Raw genomic sequence first — 23,741 nt, 5'->3', positions numbered from 1 at the left:
CGAAGACAGGCACCGGCGGGCACGCTGGCCGCCGTGTCCGCTGCCGGGCTAGAGCAGCGGAGCGCGTGCATATTTTCCGGCCTGCTTCAGCGAAACTGAAATGACTTCCCGTTGAAGTCTTCTTCGATGAAGAAACTCGTGTACACGCAGCGCGAGAACATCAGATAGCCCTGTTTTCTCAGGAACTGATAGATCCGCGATTCCTCGGGCGCCTCGATTCGGAACCCGATATCTTCGATCGCGACAAGTTTCGGCCTGAAGCGGGTCCAGTCGCCCGAATGCAGGACCTCGACATCCAGGTCTTCGACGTCGATATTCACGAAATCCGGCGTGTGCTCGGAGAAATGCGCCTCCATGAGCTCGCTCATGGTAACCAGTTCGACCGTCCGTCCGACAGGCATCTCGAGGTTCTGATTTTCGGCGATGACGCGCGCGAAGTCACGGGACGCGGTGTTGCTGGATGCCCAGTCATGAAAGCAGTAATACTCGATGGTTCCGTGCTCTTTGCCGACCGCCTTGTTGAGGCTGATGTCACGGGGACGCATTGCGCGGCATTGTTCAATCATGAACGGATTGGGATCGACGTTCACGCCGGTCCAGCCCTTCCTGTACAAACGCATGGTGTTCGAATAAAGGGCGGGATGGAAACAGCCGATATCGAGGTATCGGCCGTCCGTAATATTCGAGAAAACGAACTCGACGATGGAGTCCTCGCCCCAATGCGCGAACACAGCGGTCGCATGTTCGGGTATTGCCTCGACCTGCGGCAAGCTCAGCTGATCGGAAAGATGTGCTACGCGGTCTTGTGCTTCGCGCAGTTGTCGCTCGGCCTGCTCCAATCGTCTCAACGCGTCTTCAGCTTGCGTTCGCGCGCGTTCCACCCCGACAAGCGCGGTGTCCCGCTGTTCGAAAACGCGGCGAACGGCAGGAATGTTGAGGGCTACCTCCTTCACCATTGCACGGAACATCGCTCTCTCCTAACCAGGCGTGGCAGACCAAAGCAACGCTGAATAATAGCAGCATGAATTTGTCGTCACGTGCATTCTGCGAGCGCCGCTTTCACGGTGGCTTGTGCTCGCACCGGTTACCAAACATTCTGCTGGCCAAGCGCGGTAGTTAGCGGACCCTCATGACGCAACCACGGGTCGGGCCGCTTCATTCGCCGGTACCTTCGGTTCCGAAGTGCGCTGATTTTCCCGTGTCAGTACGGGCGGAGACTGGCGGATTGTTTTGACGGGGCGGGTCGACGAGCGCCGGGTCAGGTGAGGTCATCGGCAACGGACGATCACGCATACAGAAGTCGCTGAACCGTTGTGCGAGCTTGACAGACGGAGCGTCGATGAACTTTGCGAATACGATCGAAACCGCGAGACTTGCGAGGGTCACAGCGGCAATGGAAATCCAGGCGCGAAGTTGATAAGGGAGACCTGCCGTCCACAGATAGACGTCGACGCCCAGCGAGGATAAAACCAGCGTATGCGTCAGGTAGAGCGAGAACGACTTGTCGCCTAACCAGACCGCCGTGCGCTTCGACAGAAACGCGCTTGCCTGATTCTGGCCGAGGGAAACCCATACCACGAAAACCGCGCCGACGGCGAAGGCAAGCACGCCCCAATCGAGTCGAAGTCCCAATCGGATGAGCGCATCTGCGCCTCTTACGATCCAGGCGGATGGGAGACTGCGCCAGTGATAGCTGCCGAGATAGGAGCCTACGAGCACGCAAAGAACAACGACGCGAGGAGAGGTCGGCCTGCGCCAGGTGTGCATGAACGCGCCAACAAAGAAAAGCGCGAAGAAGATGCCGTTCGTTGGCTCGATCAACACCAGCATGACACTCACGGCCATTGCGATCGTGACTCGGAACCTGCATTGACCGAAAAGCGCCAAATAGGCGAAGAGGAGCAAGGAGCCGAGAAATTCGATCTGAATCGTCCATAGGACATAGTCGTAATTTGCCCGCCCAAAGACCAGAGCGCCGTAAACCGCATCTTTGGCGGCATCGAGAAGCGACGGCTCGAATATGTAGACGTGGCGGATGAACGAGGAAAGGTCTGTGTCTTTCGCTGCGAACCGATGGAACTCCATCAGGATCGAGCACAGCATTATCGAGGCGCCGGCCGGCAGCGCCAGGCGAATATATCGCTTCACCGCGCCTTCTTGAAGTGAGCGATAGTCGCCATAGTTGAAGAACCTTCGCGTCAGCACATAGCCGCTCATCAGGAAAAACACGGCGACGGCGAAGGTGCCGTTGTACAACGAACGGAAAGGACTGTTGAACAACCAGAACTCCCACGCGGTTCGCTGGTCGGCGACTTCTCCCGTCTGAAGATACGGAAAGAAAGTATAGAAACAATGCGAGAACACGACGCCGAGCGCTGCAATTCCACGCAAGCCCTCCAGTGCGAAGTTCTTTCCCGGCTTGGAAACGAACGAACTATCTACTACCGAGGTCATTGTTCTCTTCTCTAACTAGATGGATGAGTTGGGCTTCGACTCGAGATGCATTCGCGACTGTTTGTGCCAGAACGCGGTATTCGCAGTGTGATGCGCGCGCAACTGCAGCGCTCGGCGACATTGCCCCGGTGTTGAACGGCGCGGTTCTGCGCTCCGCGCTGTGCCGAACGACTCCAATTCCGTTTCCACTGGTTCAAATCTCCATGGGAATCAATCTTCGGCAACGGGACGCGCTTGCTGGTTATTCCGCAAGGGAGTGGTGACCGCTGTCGTGCGTAATGCCCATGTGCGAGGGCAGCGACGCCTTCACGGCGATACGTACTTGGCTTCCGGCTCTCAGCACGAAGCGCCGAGCCGCTAGGCGGAGACGCTTCAAAGACACGAATGTTACGAATTTTTTCAATTCTAACGCACTGACAGGTCACCGATGCCGGGCGGGTCAGGCGGTGTTGGAGCAGGCGGGGGTAGCGGCACGAGGGAGGCAGCCGGCGCAGCGCCAGCCGTCCGGTGGAGTGAACCGGACTGTTCGTCAGAAGCGTGCCCATGTGCATAGTCTGCGCACGTGGGCCGGCGCTTGCTTCAGCAGGAAGGCCGTGCGATTCGACGAGGACCATCCGATTCGATAGAGCGCTGCTTCAAGCCAACCGCGCTTCCGATTCATTGTGAGGCGCATGAGCGCAGATTCCATCCGGCCATCATCGTCCGGGATAGCAGAGGGCGGTATGAGATCACCCAACGAGAACAAGTATTGGAGCCGTCTCGACCACCTTCGGCTTTATGCCGCGTTACTGGTCATGCTCGCTCATGTGTGGGCTTACGCCGGAGGCGACTTTGAGCCCCATACGACGGGGTTCTTCGTGTCGGTGATCCAGGAGGGCCATATTGGAGTGGGCTTATTCCTCGTTCTGAGTGGCTACCTGTTCACTTCGATCGCTCTGGACAACCAAGGGACCATCCTTTATTGGCGTTTCGTCAAGAACCGCGCTTTGCGCATCTTCCCTCTGCTGACAGTCATGTTCTTCGTGTTGCTTTGCGTGGGGAAATTGCAGTTCAGCGGCGACACCGTTCTCAACCTCCTTCTGCTTCAACTGAATGTCGGCGACGAAATCAGTGGCTTCGGACAAAAGCTGTTTCCGGTCGGCGCCTGGTGGACAACCTCAGTCGAGTTTCAGTTCTACCTGATCTTCCCCTTCATCTTCCTGTTCGTTCGGAAACAGGGCCCGCAGTACCTTGTGGGGCTGTTGACCGTCTTCATTCTCATCCGTCTATGCCTGTTCGCGATCAAGGGAGATGTGTATTGGCTGGAGTACCATTCCATCATCGGAAGAATGGACGAATTTCTGATTGGAATGCTCGCCGCATGCCTTCACAGATCGCATCGCGCACGAATCGATGCCATATCGCTTGCGCTGCTTGCCGGCTCATTGGTGCTGATGCCGGTCTATTGTTTCTGGTACCGGGACATTCCGCTAATCGATGCGGTCTTCAGTTTCACTCTTGAAGGAATTATTTTTGCCGCTTTTATCGTCGGCTACCAGTCGCCGATGTTGCATATTCCCCGATTCGCAGATCGCCTGTTGGCAAGAGGCGGCGAACTTACTTTTTCCATCTATCTGCTTCAGGCGCCGATTGCAGAGGCGCTGGCTCGTTCCGGATTATTACCTCACATCAGCCGGTCAACCACGGTGACAACGCTCTTTTGCGCGTTCGTCATTATGTTGCCCCTGACGGTATTGGTCAGCAAGCTAACCTTTCTGTATATCGAAAAGCCTTTCATGGATCTGCGTGTAGCGTATTTCAAGAGGCCCGATATCGAGCCAGTCCGGCGCGAGCAGGGTGCGCCGCCGCCGCCCGTAGAAGTCGAATCGGCGTCGTGGCCGCTTCAATAGCCGGTCGTGCGCACGGTCGTGCCGTCGGCCGCCCCGGTCGATGAGCGGATCTCACCCAGCCTTCTCCGATGCCCGTCCGCCAGCGCCCGAACGAGCATCTCCATGCTCTGCACTTGCCACGGATGGCTCGAAATCATCCACAAGGCAACGCCGACCACCGATGCCCTGAGCGCCGCGAGAAGCGGCCACCGTGCATACTGACTCGATACCGCAATCCGGTTGCGCACGTTGTAGTAATGCCGTGGCCCGAATGAATGGTTGCGCAGGCGCGCGCCGATCTCGCGCAAATGATCGATGCGGCTTTCGGGAACGAGCCACACCGAAAAGCCGACCGCCTTTAGCCGCAACGAGAACTCGGTGTCGTCATAGGCCGAGAAGTAATCCGCGCGCGGCAGCCCGGCGGCCCACACCGCGCGGGCGTCGGCGAGGAAGCCCACGAAGGAGCCGGTGTCGATCCGAACTGCGAACTCGTTGTACGCGGACGCCGCAACGGTGCGCTCGCGGCCGAACAGGCTGTCGAAATAGCGGCGATGCTGTAACGCGACAGCGCCGAATTCATCGACCGAGGGACACAGCGCACCGACATCGGCGGGCAGCAAGGCTCTCGCCGCGACGAGACGTTGCAGCGCATCGCGGTGCGGGACCGCATCGTCGTCGAGCAGCCATACCCAGTCGGCGCCTCGGGCGAGAGCGTGCTGCACGCCGCGGGCGAAGCCGCCCGCGCCACCGATGTTGTAATCGCTACGCAGCACGGTCGCATCGTGCCTCGTGCTCAACATGTCGCGCGTCGCTTCATCGCTTGCATTGTCGAAGACGATGACTTCGCCCGGGCGCAAGCTCTGCCCACTCAATGCATCGAGCACGCGCACGAGCAGGGCGGGGCGATTACGGGTGACGACGACGGCAGTGATCTTCATGATGTGCGTTGCTGGGTTGAAGAAAGACGGGCGGCGTCTCGCGCAAGCCATCGCCGTTCGATGGCACCACTCGTCGTCATTGCAGTCGTCCTAGCAGCAGCACGGCCGCGCGCCGCAAAGGGAATCCGCGTTGCGTCGAAAACATGAACCGATGCAGTGGCCTCGTCGCCCGGAATCCCGCTCGCGTGGCGCTCTTCAGTTTCCGGCGCCGTTCGATGAGCCGCTGCGTCGCCTCGGTGCTGCTCTCGTCGAGCGGTCCGCTGCCGGAAATAGCCAGCCAGTCGAGGTACATCAGGGTATTGATTCGCTGAAAGAGCGAAGCACCCACCCATTCGTATTTGCGCATGCACAGCCCGATCTGCCACGGGTCGAGAATCAAGGTCTCATTCGCGACGAATCGGTGGAACGACGCGAGCACGACCGGGTTTGCATCATTCAGCAATTGCGGCACCACATAGCCGTGTTGCGCGGCGTAGTGCATGCAAAGGTGCTGCTCCACCGCGAAGCGCGCGCGGAAATTGCGCTCGAATAACGTCGAGCCTGCGAGGTGACGCTCGCGGTCGTACCAGTTGGCATCGGCAGGCGTGACGGGCGGCGCGCTCCAGTATTGGAGCAGCCGGTCCGTGCGGCCGAAATGAAACCAGTCGCTCAGGTGAAAGGGCAGACGCTCGAAGATGGTCGGGTCGAGCGTGAAGAACGAATTCGCCACGATGCGCGTGTCTTTTCCGTCGCGCTGATAGATGGCTTTGGCGAAGTCGAGAAAGCCGGCATGTTCCAGCATGCTGTCGGTGCGCAGCTTGACGGCATATGGCGTGCGCACCGATTCGAGCCCCGCGAGGGTCGAGACGATCTGCCGGTTGACGTTGTTCGCCTTGGGCGAGTCGTACTTGATGCCGGGCAGGCCGCCCGGATCGTCCGACTCGATGACGGCATCGGCCAGCAGCCCGCGAGGAAGCTCCGCGCCTTTCCACGTCGAGACGATGATGTCGGCGTTCGGCAAGGCGCGACGCGTCTGACGGACGTTCTCGCGAAACGATTCCCGGTCCGCCCCGATATACGGCTTGAGCGCGCCCTGAAACACCACGGTGATGTCGCTTGTCTTCATGATGAGGCGGGCCGCTCGGGCGCGGACGGAACGCGGGCTGAAGGAAGCTGGCGGATGAGATGCCGCAGCGGGTTATCGAGCGTGCGAGGCACGCGTTTGACGCCGTAAAGCGAATGCCGGTCGAAGACTTGCCATGTCGCGTCTCCGTCGTTCATCCACTGCAGCCCTTCGAGGCGGCGCGCGAGTTGCACGTCGTCGATCGCGCTGTCGGAAATGCCTCGGCTCATCTGCACGATGACGCCGATCATGCCGGGGCTCAAGCGGTAGTAGGGCGTCTTGATGAACGCATATTCGACGCAGTGCCTGAGCTCGCGCGCACGACGCCAGTTGTTACCGAACAGCCATTCGAACGCTTGCAGGAAACGCCAGTACGTGCGGTCGAAGACGTGTGTTTCGGAGTACACATAGGGCGTGACGCGAGGCGTCGCGCCGATTGCATGAGCAATGGTCGGAAAAACGACTTCCTCGAGCGGATAGCCGGCCTCGCCGGGGTGCGCACCGCGCGCTATATCGGCGACCTCGAACACGGTGTCGGCCTCGTAGAATGCGCCTTCGATTTGCGAACCGACGAGCGGGCAATTGCCCAAGGTCTTGCAAAGGGCGTCGAGCACGGCGTCTGCACGCGCCTTCGGGCTGACCCACCAGTAGCTTCCCGGCGTGATCGGTCTCACGTTATAGCCGCGCCCGTGCCGCGCAATATGGCCGGCCGCGCCCGGCGCCACGAGCATGTCGTTGGACGCATGAAAGCAGACATGCGATGCATCGCCGAGCGACCGGATGAACGCGATGTTCGAAAGATGCGCGCGGAAGATGCTGCCCCAAACCGTGCGCTCATGTGCAGGGTTGATCAGGTAGTTCTCGCAGCGCTGGCTATTGAGCGTTGCACGCAGGCAGGCTTCGTCGAGCCTGCCGCTGCGCGACACATGGAGCACGACGCAGGCTTCCGGAAAAAAGCGCGCGAAGTTCACCAACTGGTCCGCGACGACGAGCGGCGCTTCGTGAACCGGCAGCGACACGTAAATGGTCATGCTTGTACCTTCTGCCTGGCGAGAAGCACGGCGGAGGCCGGCACTTCGTGATGGACAATGCGTTCTACGCGCTCGATCAGCGTGTAGGGCACCGGTACGATAAAGCTCGCGCCACTGCTCTTCGAGCGCACTATGACGCGCCATGCATGGTCGAGATGCAAAGGCAACCACGACCGATCCGGCACGGTGCACGCCTAGCGAAACCGTATATCGCTCTCAGCTATCCTTCTTAGGAATCAGTCGTTGGTGATCGCTGCAACGCTGAATTCGGGCGCTGAAAGCCCGTGTTCATCCGATGCGTTCGAAGCCTGATTCGGGTCCATCGCAATCGCTGTGCCGCATCGCGGAAGCGAGGCGGACATGCCGCTGGTCTGCTTGGTAATTCGATCAAGAAGAGACTCTGTGCAACCGCTGAGCGCGGCATCGGAACGGGGTGACTGACCGAGCGTGGGCCGCGGGCGCCCTTTAGCGGTGCAGTCATGCTCCATCGCCACGCGGCTGTGGGCAGGAAAGACGTCGGCCTTCGCGGCCATCCACTACCGCGCGTTAGCGACCCAGCACCATTGATACGGATACACGCCGGCCCCAATGCGGGCGTCGTACAGCTTGCAGGAGCCGACGTCGAGCGCGAAGCCGTAATCCGCGAGCGCGGTCTGCGAGTCCGCGGTCTCCCGCGCATTGCGCGCGGCGTCGTACTGGCCCTTGTCGAGGTGGCCGGGAATGAGAGCATACACCGGTCCGCTGCGCGAACGCGTCATCGCGTGAATCCGTTCGTCGCAGGCGGGCCGAGCTTGCGGAAAAGCCCAACGAATCGTGGCGAATGCCACCGATTCGGGAAACATGGGTACCAGCCAGCCCAGCGGCGGATCGCCTGCGGTCAGGATGACCGTCGTCGTCCCGGCAGAAGAGAGCGTAGGGAGGCAACGCAACCGCGCACGAGTCCATGACCGCCTGATGATCGTCTATCGCCGCCCCGTCTGCTCGTTGCACGCACGTGGCACGCTCGACCTGCGATGAATGGTGTTGAGTCAGTGAGATGTGGCGTCGGGCACAGTCGGGAACAAGCTCCCCCAATGGTTATTGAAGGCTAGGCGTCGCGAAAGGGTTGTTCCAACGCGGCAAGATGAGAATCGGAACTCGCATCGCCATTCTACCGCCGACCGTGGAATTCCCCGCTCATGCGACCCAGTGAAATAGGATGGGCGCACCGACGATCGCCTATCACGAATCGCGTGCGTCGTGCAGCGAAAAGAGATGCCTTTTTGTACCTCTTTTCGCAAATAGCCTTTAACATGATAATTTCGACGTGTGCAAAAGTTGCCGCGTCAGGGAGTGCTTTACCGCGTGCTGCTCACACTAACCTACGGGAATGTGCAGGGCTGCAGACTGCATTTGAGAGCGCGCAGTTGCCTTTTGCTCTTTGCCCAGGTCTACCGCTTCGGTTGGTCCTCCATAACCACCTGTCGTACGCCGGAAACAAACATGCGGAAAGGAGCTAGCTTTCGAATAGATCGCCGGAAGCTGCGCTGTAGATTGTCGATTACGATGGCCGCCGCATTGACTCAGGTTTCTTGTTACCGAGCCGGGGACGTTGCCTCATGTAATTTGCTACCCGTCAGAATGCTTGCGGGAGCGACTTATGGCGAGGCGGCTCAGCATGGCAACACGGCGAGAATTGATGGAAGCGGCCGGCGAGCGGTACCGCCGTTCGGGGCGCGCTGAGAAGTGCGAGATACTGGACGAATTCGTTCAGGTGACCGGGTATCATCGCAAGCACGCTATTCGCGTGCTGTGCCGCGAGCCCGGGCCCGCGAGAACGAAGCCCGGCCCGCAGCGACGCTACGATGGTGAGGTGCGGGCCGCGCTGATCACGCTGTGGGAGGCGGGCGATCGGATTTGCGGCAAACGGTTGAAGGCGCTCATTCCAACGCTGATCGACTCGATGACACGGCATGGCCACATGACCCTCTCGAAGGACGTTCGCCAGCGGTTGAAGCAGATCAGTGCCGCCACCATCGACCGGCTGTTACGTGACGTGCGCGAACAGGCTTTTGTCGGTCAACGCCGTCGCGCTGGCGGAATCGGCAATGCGATTCGCCGTGCGGTGCCAATCCGGACGTTCTCTGACTGGAATAATCCTCTGCCGGGTTACCTTGAAGTTGATTTCGTCGAGCATTGCGGTGGCACCAAGATCGACGGCGACTTCGTGCACAGCTTCGTCCTGACCGATATTGCGACTGGATGGACAGAATGCCGGGCCATGCCCTATCGAAGCGGTGCGTTCGTACTCGAGCACGTCGAACAAGTTCGTCGACCACTGCCGTTTCCGCTTCGCGGTCTGGATTGCGATAACGATACGGCTTTCATGAACGAAGCTGTATTCGACTTCTGCAAAGCAACGGGTATCGAACTGACGCGCTCGCGCGCGTACAAGAAAAACGACCAGGCGTGCGTCGAGCAAAAAAACGGATCAGTCGTGCGCCGTCTCGTCGGATACGGCAGGTTACGTGGACTCGAAGCTACGGAAGCTCTTGCGTCTCTGTACGCGGTCTCGCGTCTGTACATCAACTTCTTCCAGCCTTCATTCAAGCTGAAATCGAAGACACGTCATGGCGCAAGGGTCACGAAGCGGTATGAAGCGCCCTTGACGCCGCTCGAGCGCGTCTTGCGGTCGGCGTCGGTTCCGGAGATGACCAAACGCAGACTGCGTGCGCAGTTTCGCGCGCTCGACCCGCTGGACCTTTTGAGCCGAATGCGCGAGGCTCAGCAGCACGTCGCGCGATGTAGCGAATCCGGCACGGCGCTGGCAGACGCAAAAGCACCTGGTCGTATTCCTCTCGCGGACTTCCTGGCGAGTCTCGGGACAGCGTGGCAGGACGGCGAGGTAAGACCAACGCATCACCGAAAGGCGCGCGTCCCTCACACTTGGCGCAGCCGCGAAGACCCATGCGAGCATACATGGCCGACGATCCAGCAGTGGCTTCAGGCTGAGCCCGGTATTACGGCAAGAAAACTGCACGAGCGCCTCGTCGCGATGGCACCGGCGACGTATTCCAGCGCCCAGTTGCGTACGCTGCAACGCCGGGTAAAGGTATGGCGATCGAACCATGCCAGAGAACTAGTCATTCAGATACTCGGCGACACGGACTTGAACTCCGGCACCGCTACGCGGCACCAGCCTTCATCGCCAACCATCGGAGAATGACAATTACCCGGGAGTAACATGATCCCGTGAGGCAACACGGGCGGCCAAGATAGTTGTCGTTCTTCACTGAGAGCACCGCAGCCTTGGGGCCATGCCCGGGAGCGCATTCACGTAGCACCGTTGGCAGGCAAACGGGGTTGAAGGCCGATGTACCGATGTTTACGCGATATCGTTGCCACGCAAGTGCCGGGCAGCGCCGGTCGCGACGAAGGCTGAACGCAAGCGCGCTTATTGGCGGTGCATCGGTTTCGAAAGCAAAGCGGCAGCCTTTCTCGGACTTAATAATGCGTGCGGGCTCATTGGTCGAAAGAGGTATCAAAATCGTGAGCTTTCCACCACCAACTCGGCGCTGAGGAGCGCATCATCGAATTCACCTATCCGCGTTACAACGCATCGACCTTAGTGCAACGCACTACTTTCAATCTCCTCGGCGTCCGACGGACGCTACGTTTTTGATCTCGCAGCAACCCTGCAATGCAGCCAAGCGTGCTGTGCCGAAAACTGAGTCATCGGAGTACGGCGTCGGCACTGGCCTTCCAAGCGAAACGCAGTTTCGCATCGTCTGAGAACAACTGTAAGCGATCCACGAACGACGCCGCTCAGAGTAAGGTGGTAGAGCGCCGTGATACGTGATAGCGAAGTGGGTCAGCGGAGATCTGCGGGCATCTTCCAGGGAAGCAGCGCGTCGTAGTCGTCGACGGTCTTCGCCAGCGGAAGGCGCTGGAATAACCAGTGGAGGTAACGATAAGGATCGATGCCGCCGGCTTTGCACGTTTCGATGAGGCTGTAGAGGTTTGCACTAGCGTTTGCCCCTGCAACCGTGTCGCTAAAAAGCCATGAACGGCGCCCAACGACGAAGGGGCGAATCGCGTTCTCACAAGGGTTGTTCGAGATAGGCCAACTGCCGTTCTCGACATAGCGGATCAGCTTCGGCCACTGCTCGCGTAGATAGGTCAGTGCCTTTCCAAGCAGACTTTTTGGCACGATGCCGGGCGACTGCGCGAGCGCCAAGGCGTAGATGGCGTCGAGGATGCGCGTGCTGTATCGCCGTCGCAATCGCTGTCGTCGCTCAGGCTTCCATTTCTTAGAGCGGGCCTCTGCAGCGAACAGCTTGCCGATCAGCGTGATGAAGCGTGTCGCGAGCAGATCGGGCGAACGGGCGACTTTGGGCACGTTGTCCTCCGCTTTGATGAAGTACCGCCTCAGGTGCGCCCAACATCCGAGGTGCACGAGGTCGTAGCGTTGAGCGATGTCGTTGTAGGGCTCGTAGCCGTCAGTTACTAGAACGGCGCCCTTGCGGATGCCCGTGAACAGCTTGTCGGCCAGCTTGGCGCCGCGTCCAGGTGTATAGCTGAAGCAGCGGATAGGGACGCCCGAGCCGGTCATCTGCGCCCAGAGGTAGCTCTTCGTTTGTGGTTTTCTCCCTTTCTCTTTCAGTACCTGGAACGTTGTTTCGTCGCAGTAGATCAGCTCTGCCTCGAGCAACGCATCGCGCATCAAGTTGATCACGGGCTGGGTCGCGAGGCCAACGCGAACCATGCTGGCGGCGATCGTGTTCGACGAGATGTCACCGCCGAAGCGACACAGCAAACCAGCCTGACGATACAGCGGCATGCCGAACTGATACTTGCCGGTGGCGATCCATGCAAGCGCTGATTCGCTGAACAGTCCGCGCGCGATGATGCGCGGCGGCGCCGGCGTGACCTTGATGCCGAGGTCACAGCATGGGCACGCATATTTGATGCGCTGGTGTTGGATCACCCGAAGCTGCTCGGGGATCACATCGAGCTGCTCACTGATCTCCGCGCCTATCTCGACGAGCGCGTGCCCATCGTTCGTGCAGAAGCGTTCGGCTTCGGGCAGTTCGTGTCGCACGACCTCGCGCGGCAGATTCGGATCAAGCGGCTTGCGATGACCGCGCTTCTTGCGCTTGTGCGCGGCGACCGTCGTCTCCGGCGTGTCTTCCTGCGCGGGCGCGCTGTTCGCGCCGAGCGTCTCGGCTTCGTTGAACAAGCTAGGTTGATCAGAATCTCGTGCTTCACTCTTCGCGCCGAACAGTTCGCGACGATAGGCTCGAAGGCGCTCCTCAGCGAGATCGCGCTCGGCCGTCACGAGCCGCAAGGCGCCGCGTAATGCCTCCTGTTGCTCTCGCAATGCACGTGCAGCATCGCGCTCGGCAAGCAACGCCTTCAGTTCCTCGGCGGTGATCGTGACGTTGATCGGCATGGCGGTTAGACCTGCACGCCGCCTCACTGTTCAGCTCACGCGATGATATTCCTGCTTGGGATGCCGTCGAATCGCGGTGATGTCATCGCCGTCGAGTAGCGCGTGCAGCACGTTGGTGGTCATCGTCACGATCTCAGCCTTGTTGTCGGGCCAGATGAAGTGGCTTCTCTCCAATCGCTTTATGAGAAGCCAGAAACCACTGCCATCCCAGCCAAGGATTTTTATCCGATCGCGACGCCGGTTTCCGAAGATGTATAGGGAAGTGTCCATCGGATTCAGGCGCATCGACTGCTCGACGAGAATCGACAGGCTATTCATGCCGTAGCGGAAATCAACGGGATCGCGGTGCAGATAGACCTTCAGATCGTCGTCGAACCGGAACACGGCATCCTCCCCAGAATCTGAACCATGGTCGTCAATTCGTCGATGGTCGCGATTGCCCCGCCAAGTTCAAGCTCGACGCCGTTCGACAGACGCACATGCAAGGCAAGTGTCATCGATGGCGGTGTGGACGGTTGTGTCGGCGACGCTGAAACGACCGACACGAACGCAGACGGCTTTACCGCGACCGGGACGGGTTGGTGCGACCCTGGCAGATCGACGGCCACGTCATTAATCGACTTGTCGGGCTGAGGCGGGTTGTATTCGTCGTTGCCATTATGCTGCGACGCTGGCGAAATGCCATTCTCGCGCTCCACCAGGTACTTCGCGATCCACTTGCGCAGCAGATTGGCGTTGATGCCGTGCTGCTGAGCCAGACCGGCGACTGATACTCCGGGACGAAGTGCTGCTTCAATCAAGGCGCGTTTACTTTTTTCGTCATAGCGGCGACGGCCATCGCTGCTGCGACGCACTACTGCCAACTCTGAGTCCATGCCAGTCATAGGTGTCCACCTCCAAGATAGGTGGACACCTATGGTCCTCGCTACTGTCGCTCACTGCCAGACGTCGAAGATGGACCGCTTACGAACAACTTCGCACGGACAGTGCGAACGTCACCTATGCCTTTCGTCGAGGGCGACTCTCGCCAAGCTCGGTTCGCGCGGTTCCAAATCGAGGCGACCGTGATGAACAAGCTCGCAAGACGGGAAATCACTTGCACCTTGTGTGCGGATTTCTATATCCCATTCTGTCGGCTCGCGCTGCCGATACCAAAAAGCGCAAAAGGAATTGCTTGGCTCGACAGGCTAACGCCTGCGGTCAAGTAGCCATGCATCGGTTCGTCCGGCGCATGGATCATTAGGCGGCAGTGCTTCCCTGCGCCGGGTGAATCGAAAATCTGATCTCTAAGATCCCGGAAAGCAAAGCGTGCAGTATTCCAACAACCCGGGACGTTCTTCTGATAGGTGAGAACGTCGCCTTTGATGCGACGGTCATGAAGATCCAATTCAACTTTTTACCCCTGTTGGACAATGCAGGGCTGCCTCAGCGGCTCACCAAAGAGCTCGCCGAACTCTTCAATCGGCACCTATCGAAACCCCACAGCACGACGCGCGTCACGTCGAACGCAATCTCCATCAAGACGCAGACCTATCGCGTACGGCATCTGATCGCCGGCTTCCGCGAACTGCGAAAGGGCGGCTTCGCACTGCAGTCGCCTTGGAACCTTTCCGAAAAGCACATCGCGTTTCTCGTGAAGCTTTGGGTCGCGGAAAAAGATCAGGCGCCCGGCACGGTCGAGAACAAACTGACCTACTGGCGCACGCTTGCCGCCTGGATGAAAAAGCACCAGCTCGTGGGATCCGTCGATGATTACATCAAGCGGCCGGACGGTTATCGCCGCTATTACGTCGCGCAAGAAGATAAATCCTGGGAGGCGGCTAACGTTGACGTCGACGAAGTGATCTCCCGGCTCTGCGAGCATGATCGGTGGGTTGCCATTCAAGTCGAACTGCAAGCGACGTTCGGCTTGCGTGCCCAAGAAAGCATGCTCCTGCGTCCACTGCAATGCCTGCGCGTGTCGGGCCACCTGCACGTCATCGATGGTACGAAGGGCGGCAGGCCCCGGCTCGTGCCGATCGATGCTGAGTGGCAATATGAAGTCCTCATCCGTGCAGCGAGGCTCGCCAATCCCCGCACCGGTTCAATGATTCCGGAGCCATGGTCGCTCAAGCGGTGGTACCGCCATTTTTATCACGTCCTCCAGAAGGAGGGCATCACGCGTAGTGGCTTGGGCGTCACGGTTCACGGACTGCGCCACGCTTACCTCCAGAAAATGTACGAGGCGATAACGGGGGTGCCGGCACCGATCAAGCTGCCTGATCATCGGCCCGATCCGGAACTCCATCAAAGGGCCATGCAACAGTTGGTCGAAGCCGCGGGGCATAGCTTGGCAGCGAAGGCGACGGCCTACATCTCAACCTTTGCGACGGCGGAGCGCCTGTCGCGACATGTGGTGACTTTCGAGCAAGCGATCGCGGCTCTTGATGCGGCGAACGGCGTCAAATCAGAGGCGGCAAAGCGCCTGAAAATCTCACGGCAGGCGCTCTATCGGATACTTGCAAAAGGCGGTTTTTTGCCGACTGTAACGCCTGCACACGCCGGCGAGATCGAAGCACCGGTAACATCCGCGCCTAAAGAGTTCCTCCAAGGGGCACAGTCGGCTCAGACGATCAACGACGCCACACCGGACCAGCTTTCACTGCTTGCCGAATAGGGCTGCCGTCGCGATCCGACGACGTCGCAGTCGTCATGATCGGCGAACGGCTTTTAGGCCTGAAATACAGTTGATGATGGATGCTCGGCACGATCAACGGTCATCAGGACAATGCCATAGCAAGCAAGGAAGAAGCCGCGCCTTCATCTAGGACCGCGTCGCACGTCATGTTTCGCGGTAGGCGCGCGAGCTCGCCACCGCACTCGTCGCGGATTCGATGACCTACGCGTCCAAGGGATCGCATGGTCATGCTCGTCGTGGAAAGCGCTGTGCAAGTGTGCGTCTCTTGCAGCGTGTCGTCTCGCGCGGGTCGTAGTTGTCGCGCACGGCCTTTCCTTGACGGGCAACCGACCATTCCCCTAACCGCTTGTTCACCCACGAGCATTACAACGCAATCGCCGCTAACCGCGTCGCCGTGTGGTCTGTAAGGTGCTGTAGTGTTCGGGTTGTTTCCTAACTTTGGCCGGAAACGAGCGTCGCTATAATGCATCCGCCCACACCCTTTTCGCCAACGACGACCGAGCTGCTCCGCAGTTAAACGACCTCAGAGCGCGCTCGCTCTTTGCGATCCCGCGTGAAAAGGTTTGCTGCATTTTTTGCGAAGACTGCGGCATGCAAACGCCGTGGATCGCAATCGGAGACGACCGGCACGCGGCCCTTGCGCAGGCTGGCGCGATCTCGAACGCCCGGACGCGGCGTCCTCCTGCGAAGGAAGGCGATCTGCTCAAGCTGATCAGGAAAGAAGTCAGCGCCCTGGATGCGCCGTTCCTTATCAACCTCTTGGCACGAACGGAAGGCGACTGGGAGAAGCGCGGCCCAGTTTTCGCGATGCTCGCTGCGAAAATCGTCGACAGCAAGATTACCTTGAGCGAATTTTGGCCTGTCGACAAAGTGCTCGACGATGCTGCGAGATACCGGGAGCTCCAGCAACTTGCTAAACGCGTCTACATCCACGGCATAGCCTCGATTCAATTTCCGCGCATTCCCGCAACGGGCGGTGATGAGGGCAGTTTCGCGAACAGCGTGAACCTCGCGGTTGACGATCTGCCGGACCGCAATCGCTGGTAACTTGACTTCTGGCTTGTGCCTTCATACTGGTTTGGTGCTGGCCAGTTGGCGCCAGCAACCGCCACCAGGGGAAACAACATGTCGCCGATCGACTACCTTCGCGCCGCTTACCGCCTGCGCGCAAAGCTCGCACCGCAGATCGCTGTGGTGCTCGCCTTGGCCGCCATTCTCACCTATCACGCTATGACGAGCCGGTCGCTGGATTGGCTCTTAAATTGACCGGAAAGCGAGGGATTGAGCGCGGGGGCATTATCAGTGATAATTCACCTTGCGCGAGACGTTTTCGGTCAACATCTTGAAAACAAAAGGAAATTTCGGATATTTTTGGTGTGACAATCCGGCACTTTATGCATTGTCACACTTGCCGCTGCGCTCGAGAATTCGATAGACGCTCTGCCGCGAGATCTCAAGGAAGTTAGCGGCAGCTCTTTTGTTGCCGTTGAACCGATCAATGGGACAGGTACGCGTTCGCTATCGATGGACGACTATGGCCGGCCGCTTCGACCACTTGACGCTTTGCCTCCTCGTGCTGCGCCTTCGGCCAACAACATCGCAGAGAACGAGCTTTTAGTCGGTCGCCTTGCATGCTTCTTACGCGCGGACGTACGCGGCCGGTTTCCGCCGATGCTTACACAAGATTCAACAGCGCTTTCCGAACACGTTATTGCAGACACCACGGCAATCTAATAACGGGTTTGCATAACTTCATTAGCGCATGCAGGAAGGACATACGGCTATACGCGCGTCTGTCACCCCTTACGTGAACAAATTGCGCCTTGGCTGTCCGGATGCGGTGAGCATATTTGGTCAACCCCAGCAATTAGCTCCATCGCCGATTATTTCGACGCGTTCAACGTTACGTTCGCGCTTTGCAGCCCGTTTAACACCGCACCCTACATAGCGCGTCGCGGCGTATGAAGCAAAACGCAATGCCTGACGACCGATGGCGCTTCCTTTTTAGTGAAAGAGCTATCGAAATAGTGATCTTTCCGACCTCCTGATGCGTGGCGTCGAACCTAAGATTGCTCTTGCAGCACCTGAAACGATAAATCGAAAACGAGTGACCACCGCAGACCTGGAGCTTTGCAATGTCAAGACGATCCCGCTCGCATGCTCAAACGCAGCCTACCGCCTTTTTTCCAACGCAGGCGTACCTCGGGTATCCCGAGGGTTATCAAAAGGAGCCCTCGCTTATGCAACGCCGGCGCGAGTACGCCCAGTTCTCGCGCAAGCTTCGCGCAATTTTCGCTCCGTTGCTACTGAACCGCTATGCGTTGCTCGAACACATGATGGTTCAGACCAGTCAGGGATTCTCCGGCGGGGCTGCAGGCGCCGACTGCGTGGCTGTTACTCGCTTCGGGGTGTTCGTCATCACCCACATCCAGTCGGTCGGAACGCTAAGCTTGACGACCAAAGCAAATGAGCTGCTCGTCACCCAGTCCGACACGGAGCACGCCATTCGCTGTCCCCTTTGGCAAGCCGCGCCAGTCGTGCATTTCTTGTCCGCGCTGTTGGCCGATATTCAGTGCCCTGTCGAGGCCATCGCCATCACAACCGACGACGCATGCAAGATCGATTTCGACCTGCCCCCTTCAATTATGAAACTTCACGAACTCGACCAGTTCCTGCGACAACGGTATGCCCCGTTCGTTGGGGTGCAGTGGTCCTTCTTCGACGTCAACCAAATCAGTGCACGCATCCGGCAGGGGTGTCGTGATTGGGACGAGGAAGTGGCTGAGGCGTAGGCATGGTACCGGCTTGGTGCCTGACGAGAGCCGCGCGCGCGATGGTTGGCTAAGTCGGTTGCTTGAACCGGCGCAGTCCCGACACCGGTCGGCCAACCATTGCATCAACTCGCAGATTCGCCATGCCTCGCCGGGACGGGTCCGTCACGACACGGCGAGCATTTGGGATGTGGCACTGCATCCCGCCAAGAACGTTATGCGACCCAATGCGTGTGAGGTAGCGCTTTGTAAGCCGCCGATGCGAAGTTTGATCACGTGGATGCACCGAGTCGATTTCACAATATTCGGACTTTACCCGTGCTAATTCATGGAGTTGCAGTTCGTCAGGGCACGAGCGAAGTGCCGCTATCAGGATGAACTCTGTCGCCCAGTATCTTACTGGTTCAACTTGAGAGCGGGGGGTACAACGACGAAAGCGGAGGAGAGTGTGGCGGCGACGCTAGGATATAGCGAGGCGCGCCGTGAACGCTGATCAGCTTGCTCAACACATCAATGACTCTAGCCGATCGGATCGAGCCAGACACATCTATGGCCAAACATTCACGCGTGTACTCGTCAACGACCGTCAGACACTTTAGTTGCTGGCCGTTGGCACACGCGTCGAAGACGAAATCGTAACTCCATACGGCGTTGCGAGCGCTCGGTGCGAGCGGCCGGGGACGCGAACCGGCAATGCGGCGTCGGCGTCGTTTGCGAGGCACTTGAAGACCGGCTTGCGCCCACAATCGGCTGCACCGCTCCTTGCCGATGACGATCCCTTCGCGAGCCAGCATGATGCGGATGCGCCGCGAGCCGAAGCGGGGATAGTCACCCGAGAGGCGTCGCATCATCTCCACGATTGGGCCGTTCTTGCCCGGCATGATGCTGACGTAACCGAGATTGGCGCGACTGACGTCAATCAGCGCACACGCGCGTCGTTGGCTCAGCCCGCGCGAAATGGCATAGCGGGCTTGCTCGCGGCGCGCCTGTGCGCTTACCATTTTTTTGCGGAAATCTCCCTCATGACCTCGATCTCCAGGTCGCGCTCCGCCACCAGCTTCTTCAGTCGGTTGTTCTCGAGCTCTAATGCCTTCAATCGCTTGACGTCGTCACTGACCATTTCGCCAAATCGCTTGCGCCACGCGTAAATCGATGCGTCGCTGACACCGTGTCGCTTGGCCACCTCGGCAATTGGCGCACTGTCGGCCTCCCGCAAGATCCGAACAATCTGCTCATCGCTGTATCGACTCTTCTTCATGACGCGCTCCGTATGGATGCGCCGTTATCCTAGATCAATTCGGTCTCAGATTACCGGGGCAGGTCAAGGGCGGTGCTAAGTATCGTCAAAGGGCAAGCACTGGAGTCAAAGAAAATGCTGCGATGGTCTGGACAAGATCCAGAGAAGATTGTGTCCCGCACATTAGATCTCCCGAAAAACATTTCTGACCGCTATCACCTTGGGGTGACACAAGGAGAATGGAGTTCTTTCAGTGCATGCGCGAAGGCACTGAGTATATCGCGACGAAATATCAGCGACGCCGTTGCCATCCGCGAGCTGCCAGATTCAATCCGCCATCTGTTTCATGAAAACGCGCTAACCTTTGCTGTCGGGCGAAAGCTGCTCGCGCTTAAGCGCGAACTCGGCGTCGACGAACTACTTTTGCGGGCGCGATTTAAGGACTCTATGTACGACGTAGGCGGGCGCACTGCCGACAACATCTTGTCCGAAATAAACGACGAGAATATTCGGCCCGCGAGCTCCTTCAGGCGTATCCAGATCAAGAAGGGACGTGGCCCGAATCGGCTTGTTATCGAATGTAAAGATCCGAAATTGATTCTCAGATACCGCCGTGAGATCGAGAAGGCGATCTGCAAGGTCTTGAAGAAGCGTGTCACAGATGTGGAGTTTGTTGCGTTCATGCGCGGAATGTGTAGCACTCAGCGCGCGGCTATGCCTTTTGTGGACCGGCTGCCAAGTACATTCCGCCCGCGTCCATCGTGATTCATCCGAGGTGCCCCGAGGCTAGGGTCTTTCGGTGCGCGGGACTCACCTCGGCTGGCCTAGCGGCTTTGCGCGCGGTCGCTATTGAAAAGGCACAAAAGGCGGCTACACCCGTCCTCGCCCCCAATTTTTTGGCTGACGAACGCGCGTCCATCTTCGCTTGCGTTCGAATCGTTCGCGAGGTCGGTGTGTTGCCCCGACAATTCGTCGCATCCCCCGACCAATGCCTGCCGTCGTAGCTCGATATCGGCGGGAGAAGGCGCATGGATTCATGTAACTCGCAACCACCCTCTGATATTGCGCTCTACGTCATTAACTTCTCGGGCGTCTACCACGGTGCCGAACGGTCCGTGCGCAGTCTAGAACGTAGTAATGCTAACGGTGTGGTGATGGCGCCCGGCGCTTGTCGATCCCAGACTATCAGACCTTGAACGATGGCAGGAAGGATCTATGCCTTCGGAGCAAGTCATTGCGTATCTATTTTCTGGAACGTGCGGCAAGCAAGAAGTGCGTTGAACAGTATTTTCGAAGCAGCGTCGGGCACGCCGCCGAACTGCTAAGCGCGGCCGACGTTCCTCGTACGCTTTAAGGGACGGCAGCCCTGGGCATGGCGCGGCCTCCTTGTTTAGCGTCGTTTCGACGATCGATTCAGAAGGCGAGAGGTTTGTGCTGTGTGCTACCGCGCTTGGCGGGCGCCATTTGACTTTCTGCAACTGTCTGTCGCCAAGCCCAGGCGCTGCCTTGACTTTTTGAAGCAGCAGGCATGCTGGATCTGTCCTAACCAGATCCATTCAGACATGCCAATACAGAAACGTTTGTGCCACGCGCATTCGCCCCAACGAGCGAGACCGACTGATATTCGCGGTTCGACGGAGCACCCGTCCGACCGCAAACGCACTCGCACGCCAGTGCGTGCAGCGCGCAAGCATCCCCTCCGGCAAGGGTTAGCACGATCAACAGGTCCTTCTGCCGTCAGCGTACCGTCCCCTACGGTGCGTCTGCCCGCGCGCTGCGCGGACGCCGAAATCCGACATCTTGAAGCGGTGATTTGTCACGTCGCTAGCACTCACGGCCCGTCTCTACCTGCGTACCTGCCTCGGTCTTATTGGCTCGCACGGCTTGAGCGAATTAAGCAAAAGACCTGCCTCATTCCAGCTCAGCAGCAACGCATCGCGGCATTGCGAAGGTTGCTGCTGGAGAGCGAGCCGCACGAGTGTCAGTGCGCGTAGGTTCGCCCGGCGGTGTTTTCGTAGCGCAACCTACCCACCTTCTTATTCGCCTATTACCGCTCGCCTCACTCAATGACGCTCGGTCGAGCTATGCCGACAACCTGGCGGCGCGGTAGGCGGCCTGACTTGCAAATGAGATCGCAGTGGCATGCGATGACTTTTCTTGGAAGTCCACCCCATGAACGAAAGCCGAGGGACCAAATGAGAAAGCACGACCAAGACCGAATGCCGACGCACGACCTACCGAACGAGACGGCCAGCGCCGCTGACGAAACCTTCAGCCATTCCCGCAGGACAAGGAAAGACGCGACCAACGCAGCGAAAAACCGTCAACGCGTGAGCCGCGCGTTGCTGATGCGCATTGCGCCGATCTTTCAGCATGCGTGCGATGGCCGGGCGCATGTGCGCCATTCAATCGAACTCGAACATGCACCGGGCACCAAGAACCCGACAACGCAGGTTGATTGCCTCGCGATCACACCGTTTGGCGTGTTCGTCGTGAACCACGTCCACTGGACAGGCCTAGTCAAACCAAGAACCAACGAAGATGAACTTGCCGTTGTCGATGACCGCGGCGACGTGACGATTCATACATCGCCGCTGCGCCGAGCGAAGCCGGCCGTGCGGCATTTGCGGTCGGTGCTGTCTCAGCATGACTGTCCGGTTGAGAGTATCGCCGTTTTCGGCAAAAGAGGCTGCAGCCTGCATCCGACTGTGCCGGAGAGCGTCTTGGTCTTGTCAGACTTGCACTACTTCGTGCGCACGAGGTTGAACCGCTTCCGAACAATGCACCGGCGCTATTTGGATGCGGACACCCTGGCTTCCCATATCGACTGGTCTTGCTCCCGCAGGCGCACGCGCCCGTGATACCGCCACCCGAATTGCTGTTTCGTTGTATCTCAGCGCTGCGGCCGCCACTTGAAGCGCGGGCCAACCCTCGAAAGTTGCTAATGGCGCGGCGTCGGGCCAACGGAGCTCTATCGCCCTCGAACCGCAACCGCCGCTCGAGTCGCCCGCTCCGTGACGTCGCTATCCGCCAGCAGACCGAAAAGACGCCGTTTTTACGAAGCTTTCCAGCGGAAACGATCAAATGGGGCCGCTATATTGGCTGCACCTACCGCGTATTCACGCATCGACCTTAGCCAAGCGCATGGCTGACGCGCGCTTGCCACTCCTTTTATACCTGGCGGCTCGGGGAATTTGCAGTCCCGGCTCGCACGCGAGTTCATTGAGCGACCCGCCACCGTTTCCCATCGTTGTATCCGAGCGCCGGTCCCCAGTCGCGTCGTCTTTCGTGTTTCCGTGCAAGACAAGCGCGCTTGCGGCCGGAACGAAGCCGTTGTCTCGCACCAACACCGTTATCTGTTCGACGGCCACGCCTGCGCACGCGTGGTCGCAGGACGTTGCTCGTCATCCGTTTTCAGCATCTCGCCGCCACGCTCGTTCGCTGCGCGATCAGTGATGGGTCGCGCACGATCCACCGCTGTCTTATTTCACCACCGTAGTCTGGCCCGGCAAACCGCCGAAGGCCGCTACTTTATTAGCCAAGGAGGCTTTATGAAACTCGCCGTACTAGAAGTCCGCTATGCAGGTGGCTTGATCCTGACCGACCGTGTTGTCGTTCAGGCTTCATCCCGCATTTTGCTGCCGCCGCGCTTGAGCGCGATGCTTACCGAACTCGAGAAGGCAGAGCGCCGCTCGTCGATTCGAGTTTCGGTAGACGGCGTCACCTATCGCGTAACAGGCGCCCCCGACGGCGAACTTGCGGTGGGGGCCAAGCTGCCTTTGGGTGAGCGTCTAGTCACGACGCTGAAAAGTGTCGCAACTCCCAATCGCGCTCAACGGCGACTCAATCGGCGCTTCGCCCATATGCTGAGTGCCTTTTCGTTGATCGGCGCGTGCTACCTCGTTCAGTCAAGCAAGGACTGGGACGCAGGTTTCATCGTTGAAATCGCGTTGCTTTGCGTCACGTCCGCGGCTCTGTTCATCATCGGACATATGTGCTTTCCGGGTGACAACGAATCGACGTGACGATAATGCTGAAGCTTGCCTCATTGGCTTCTTCTTTGCAGTGGTTCGGCCGTTCGTCGACGCGACGTTGACTTCAAACTCGATCGACGTTGTTTGTGCAGACCACGCCGCTTGGCGTGGTCTGCCTCATTGCCGACTGGCGATTCCGCTCGCGCCACTTACGGGTCCAATCAATCCGGGCACTCACGTCTTGCTCAGAATTCCGGT

Annotated in this window: 19 protein-coding genes and 2 pseudogenes; 9 read left to right on the top strand and 12 right to left on the bottom strand. The window is 58.9% G+C overall.

Going from position 1 to position 23,741, the window contains the following annotated elements; genetic code table 11:
• Positions 1-86 precede the first annotated feature (86 nt).
• Both LDZ24_RS10450 and LDZ24_RS10445 read right to left on the bottom strand, forming a co-directional pair.
• Positions 87-968: an FkbM family methyltransferase gene (locus LDZ24_RS10450; protein ID WP_248320390.1), complete on the bottom strand. Its 882-nt coding sequence runs from the start codon at positions 966-968 to the stop codon at positions 87-89.
• Between the two features lie 187 nt (positions 969-1,155).
• Positions 1,156-2,454, bottom strand: coding sequence for an acyltransferase (locus tag LDZ24_RS10445; protein WP_248320389.1), 1,299 nt, complete (start codon positions 2,452-2,454; stop codon positions 1,156-1,158).
• A gap of 671 nt (positions 2,455-3,125) precedes the next feature.
• Here LDZ24_RS10445 and LDZ24_RS10440 point away from each other — a divergent pair.
• The gene (locus LDZ24_RS10440) at positions 3,126-4,343 is read left to right on the top strand and encodes an acyltransferase (protein WP_248320388.1); all 1,218 of its coding nucleotides are present in this window, start codon (positions 3,126-3,128) and stop codon (positions 4,341-4,343) included.
• On the opposite strand, the gene LDZ24_RS10435 is transcribed toward LDZ24_RS10440, so the two are convergent.
• The 5 genes from LDZ24_RS10435 to LDZ24_RS10415 form a co-directional block, all read right to left on the bottom strand.
• Positions 4,337-5,260 carry a glycosyltransferase gene (locus LDZ24_RS10435; protein WP_248320387.1) on the bottom strand — a complete coding sequence of 308 codons (924 nt, stop codon included), beginning with the start codon at positions 5,258-5,260 and terminating at the stop codon, positions 4,337-4,339. The genes LDZ24_RS10440 and LDZ24_RS10435 overlap by 7 nt on opposite strands.
• Before the next feature lie 76 nt (positions 5,261-5,336).
• A complete protein-coding gene (locus tag LDZ24_RS10430; RefSeq protein ID WP_248320386.1) occupies positions 5,337-6,365 on the bottom strand; it encodes a WavE lipopolysaccharide synthesis family protein in 1,029 nt (342 codons plus the stop codon).
• Positions 6,362-7,393, bottom strand: coding sequence for a hypothetical protein (locus LDZ24_RS10425; RefSeq protein ID WP_248320385.1), 1,032 nt, complete (start codon positions 7,391-7,393; stop codon positions 6,362-6,364). Before LDZ24_RS10425 ends, LDZ24_RS10430 begins: the two co-directional genes overlap by 4 nt.
• Positions 7,394-7,629: 236 nt before the next feature.
• Positions 7,630-7,926 carry a hypothetical protein gene (locus tag LDZ24_RS10420; protein WP_248320384.1) on the bottom strand — a complete coding sequence of 99 codons (297 nt, stop codon included), beginning with the start codon at positions 7,924-7,926 and terminating at the stop codon, positions 7,630-7,632.
• A 3-nt stretch (positions 7,927-7,929) separates the two neighbouring features.
• Positions 7,930-8,151, bottom strand: a complete 222-nt coding sequence (locus LDZ24_RS10415; protein ID WP_248320383.1) for a hypothetical protein — start codon at positions 8,149-8,151, stop codon at positions 7,930-7,932.
• A gap of 899 nt (positions 8,152-9,050) precedes the next feature.
• Between LDZ24_RS10415 and LDZ24_RS10410 the strand changes: the two genes are divergently transcribed.
• The gene (locus LDZ24_RS10410) at positions 9,051-10,598 is read left to right on the top strand and encodes a transposase (RefSeq protein ID WP_248320382.1); all 1,548 of its coding nucleotides are present in this window, start codon (positions 9,051-9,053) and stop codon (positions 10,596-10,598) included.
• Positions 10,599-11,243: 645 nt separating this feature from the next.
• On the opposite strand, the gene LDZ24_RS10405 is transcribed toward LDZ24_RS10410, so the two are convergent.
• The 3 genes from LDZ24_RS10405 to LDZ24_RS10395 are packed head-to-tail and all read right to left on the bottom strand — an operon-like array spanning position 11,244 to position 13,708.
• Entirely contained in the window at positions 11,244-12,824 is a 1,581-nt protein-coding gene (locus tag LDZ24_RS10405) for an IS66 family transposase (RefSeq protein ID WP_248320381.1), read from the bottom strand.
• 30 nt (positions 12,825-12,854) lie between these two features.
• Complete coding sequence (gene tnpB, locus LDZ24_RS10400) at positions 12,855-13,208, bottom strand: IS66 family insertion sequence element accessory protein TnpB (protein WP_045463971.1); 354 nt, start codon at positions 13,206-13,208, stop codon at positions 12,855-12,857.
• The gene (locus tag LDZ24_RS10395) at positions 13,184-13,708 is read right to left on the bottom strand and encodes a transposase (protein WP_248320380.1); all 525 of its coding nucleotides are present in this window, start codon (positions 13,706-13,708) and stop codon (positions 13,184-13,186) included. The genes tnpB and LDZ24_RS10395 overlap by 25 nt, the downstream gene beginning before the upstream one ends.
• A 491-nt stretch (positions 13,709-14,199) precedes the next feature.
• Here LDZ24_RS10395 and LDZ24_RS10390 point away from each other — a divergent pair, with 491 nt between their 5' ends.
• From LDZ24_RS10390 to LDZ24_RS10380, 3 genes are all read left to right on the top strand, one after another.
• The gene (locus LDZ24_RS10390; RefSeq protein ID WP_248320379.1) at positions 14,200-15,480 is read left to right on the top strand and encodes an integrase domain-containing protein; all 1,281 of its coding nucleotides are present in this window, start codon (positions 14,200-14,202) and stop codon (positions 15,478-15,480) included.
• Positions 15,481-16,092: 612 nt separating this feature from the next.
• Positions 16,093-16,548 carry a hypothetical protein gene (locus LDZ24_RS10385; RefSeq protein ID WP_248320378.1) on the top strand — a complete coding sequence of 152 codons (456 nt, stop codon included), beginning with the start codon at positions 16,093-16,095 and terminating at the stop codon, positions 16,546-16,548.
• Positions 16,549-16,626: 78 nt separating this feature from the next.
• Positions 16,627-16,767 (top strand): hypothetical protein, encoded by a 141-nt coding sequence (locus LDZ24_RS10380; protein ID WP_244808810.1) that lies wholly within the window; start codon positions 16,627-16,629, stop codon positions 16,765-16,767.
• Positions 16,768-16,893: 126 nt separating this feature from the next.
• Here LDZ24_RS10380 and LDZ24_RS10375 read toward each other — a convergent pair.
• Positions 16,894-17,083: pseudogene (locus LDZ24_RS10375) on the bottom strand (Fis family transcriptional regulator); the annotation flags it as partial.
• A 658-nt stretch (positions 17,084-17,741) separates the two neighbouring features.
• Between LDZ24_RS10375 and LDZ24_RS10370 the strand changes: the two are divergent.
• Positions 17,742-18,293 (top strand): hypothetical protein, encoded by a 552-nt coding sequence (locus tag LDZ24_RS10370; protein WP_248320377.1) that lies wholly within the window; start codon positions 17,742-17,744, stop codon positions 18,291-18,293.
• A 452-nt stretch (positions 18,294-18,745) separates the two neighbouring features.
• Here the strand turns inward: LDZ24_RS10370 and LDZ24_RS10365 are convergent.
• Positions 18,746-19,530 (bottom strand): annotated as a pseudogene (locus LDZ24_RS10365) (transposase); the annotation flags it as partial.
• Between the two features lie 72 nt (positions 19,531-19,602).
• Between LDZ24_RS10365 and LDZ24_RS10360 the strand changes: the two are divergent.
• The 3 genes from LDZ24_RS10360 to LDZ24_RS10350 all read left to right on the top strand — a co-directional run bounded on the left by LDZ24_RS10360 (position 19,603) and on the right by LDZ24_RS10350 (position 23,534).
• Positions 19,603-20,274 carry a hypothetical protein gene (locus tag LDZ24_RS10360; RefSeq protein ID WP_248320376.1) on the top strand — a complete coding sequence of 224 codons (672 nt, stop codon included), beginning with the start codon at positions 19,603-19,605 and terminating at the stop codon, positions 20,272-20,274.
• Positions 20,275-21,704: 1,430 nt separating this feature from the next.
• A complete protein-coding gene (locus LDZ24_RS10355; RefSeq protein ID WP_248320375.1) occupies positions 21,705-22,370 on the top strand; it encodes a nuclease-related domain-containing protein in 666 nt (221 codons plus the stop codon).
• Between the two features lie 690 nt (positions 22,371-23,060).
• Positions 23,061-23,534, top strand: a complete 474-nt coding sequence (locus tag LDZ24_RS10350) for a hypothetical protein (protein WP_248320374.1) — start codon at positions 23,061-23,063, stop codon at positions 23,532-23,534.
• The last annotated feature ends 207 nt before the right edge of the window (positions 23,535-23,741 follow it).

It is taken from the genome of Caballeronia sp. Sq4a, from assembly GCF_023170545.1.
Classification (GTDB): Bacteria; Pseudomonadota; Gammaproteobacteria; order Burkholderiales; family Burkholderiaceae; genus Caballeronia.
Note: the sequence above shows the minus strand (reverse complement) of the source record. Positions and strands in the feature narration are given on the sequence as shown.

Excerpts from the sequence above, each read along its gene's own strand:
- LDZ24_RS10425 (WP_248320385.1), bottom strand. The coding sequence starts at position 7,393 with ATGACCATTTACGTGTCGCTGCCGGTTCACGAAGCGCCGCTCGTCGTC.
- LDZ24_RS10350 (WP_248320374.1), top strand. The coding sequence starts at position 23,061 with ATGAAACTCGCCGTACTAGAAGTCCGCTATGCAGGTGGCTTGATCCTG.
- LDZ24_RS10385 (WP_248320378.1), top strand. The coding sequence starts at position 16,093 with ATGCAAACGCCGTGGATCGCAATCGGAGACGACCGGCACGCGGCCCTT.
- LDZ24_RS10415 (WP_248320383.1), bottom strand. The coding sequence starts at position 8,151 with ATGACGCGTTCGCGCAGCGGACCGGTGTATGCTCTCATTCCCGGCCAC.
- LDZ24_RS10390 (WP_248320379.1), top strand. The coding sequence starts at position 14,200 with ATGAAGATCCAATTCAACTTTTTACCCCTGTTGGACAATGCAGGGCTG.
- LDZ24_RS10430 (WP_248320386.1), bottom strand. The coding sequence starts at position 6,365 with ATGAAGACAAGCGACATCACCGTGGTGTTTCAGGGCGCGCTCAAGCCG.
- LDZ24_RS10420 (WP_248320384.1), bottom strand. The coding sequence starts at position 7,926 with ATGGCCGCGAAGGCCGACGTCTTTCCTGCCCACAGCCGCGTGGCGATG.
- LDZ24_RS10380 (WP_244808810.1), top strand. The coding sequence starts at position 16,627 with ATGTCGCCGATCGACTACCTTCGCGCCGCTTACCGCCTGCGCGCAAAG.
- LDZ24_RS10445 (WP_248320389.1), bottom strand. The coding sequence starts at position 2,454 with ATGACCTCGGTAGTAGATAGTTCGTTCGTTTCCAAGCCGGGAAAGAAC.
- LDZ24_RS10440 (WP_248320388.1), top strand. The coding sequence starts at position 3,126 with ATGAGCGCAGATTCCATCCGGCCATCATCGTCCGGGATAGCAGAGGGC.
- LDZ24_RS10395 (WP_248320380.1), bottom strand. The coding sequence starts at position 13,708 with ATGACTGGCATGGACTCAGAGTTGGCAGTAGTGCGTCGCAGCAGCGAT.
- LDZ24_RS10450 (WP_248320390.1), bottom strand. The coding sequence starts at position 968 with ATGTTCCGTGCAATGGTGAAGGAGGTAGCCCTCAACATTCCTGCCGTT.
- LDZ24_RS10370 (WP_248320377.1), top strand. The coding sequence starts at position 17,742 with ATGCAACGCCGGCGCGAGTACGCCCAGTTCTCGCGCAAGCTTCGCGCA.
- LDZ24_RS10405 (WP_248320381.1), bottom strand. The coding sequence starts at position 12,824 with ATGCCGATCAACGTCACGATCACCGCCGAGGAACTGAAGGCGTTGCTT.
- LDZ24_RS10435 (WP_248320387.1), bottom strand. The coding sequence starts at position 5,260 with ATGAAGATCACTGCCGTCGTCGTCACCCGTAATCGCCCCGCCCTGCTC.
- LDZ24_RS10355 (WP_248320375.1), top strand. The coding sequence starts at position 21,705 with ATGAGAAAGCACGACCAAGACCGAATGCCGACGCACGACCTACCGAAC.
- LDZ24_RS10410 (WP_248320382.1), top strand. The coding sequence starts at position 9,051 with ATGGCAACACGGCGAGAATTGATGGAAGCGGCCGGCGAGCGGTACCGC.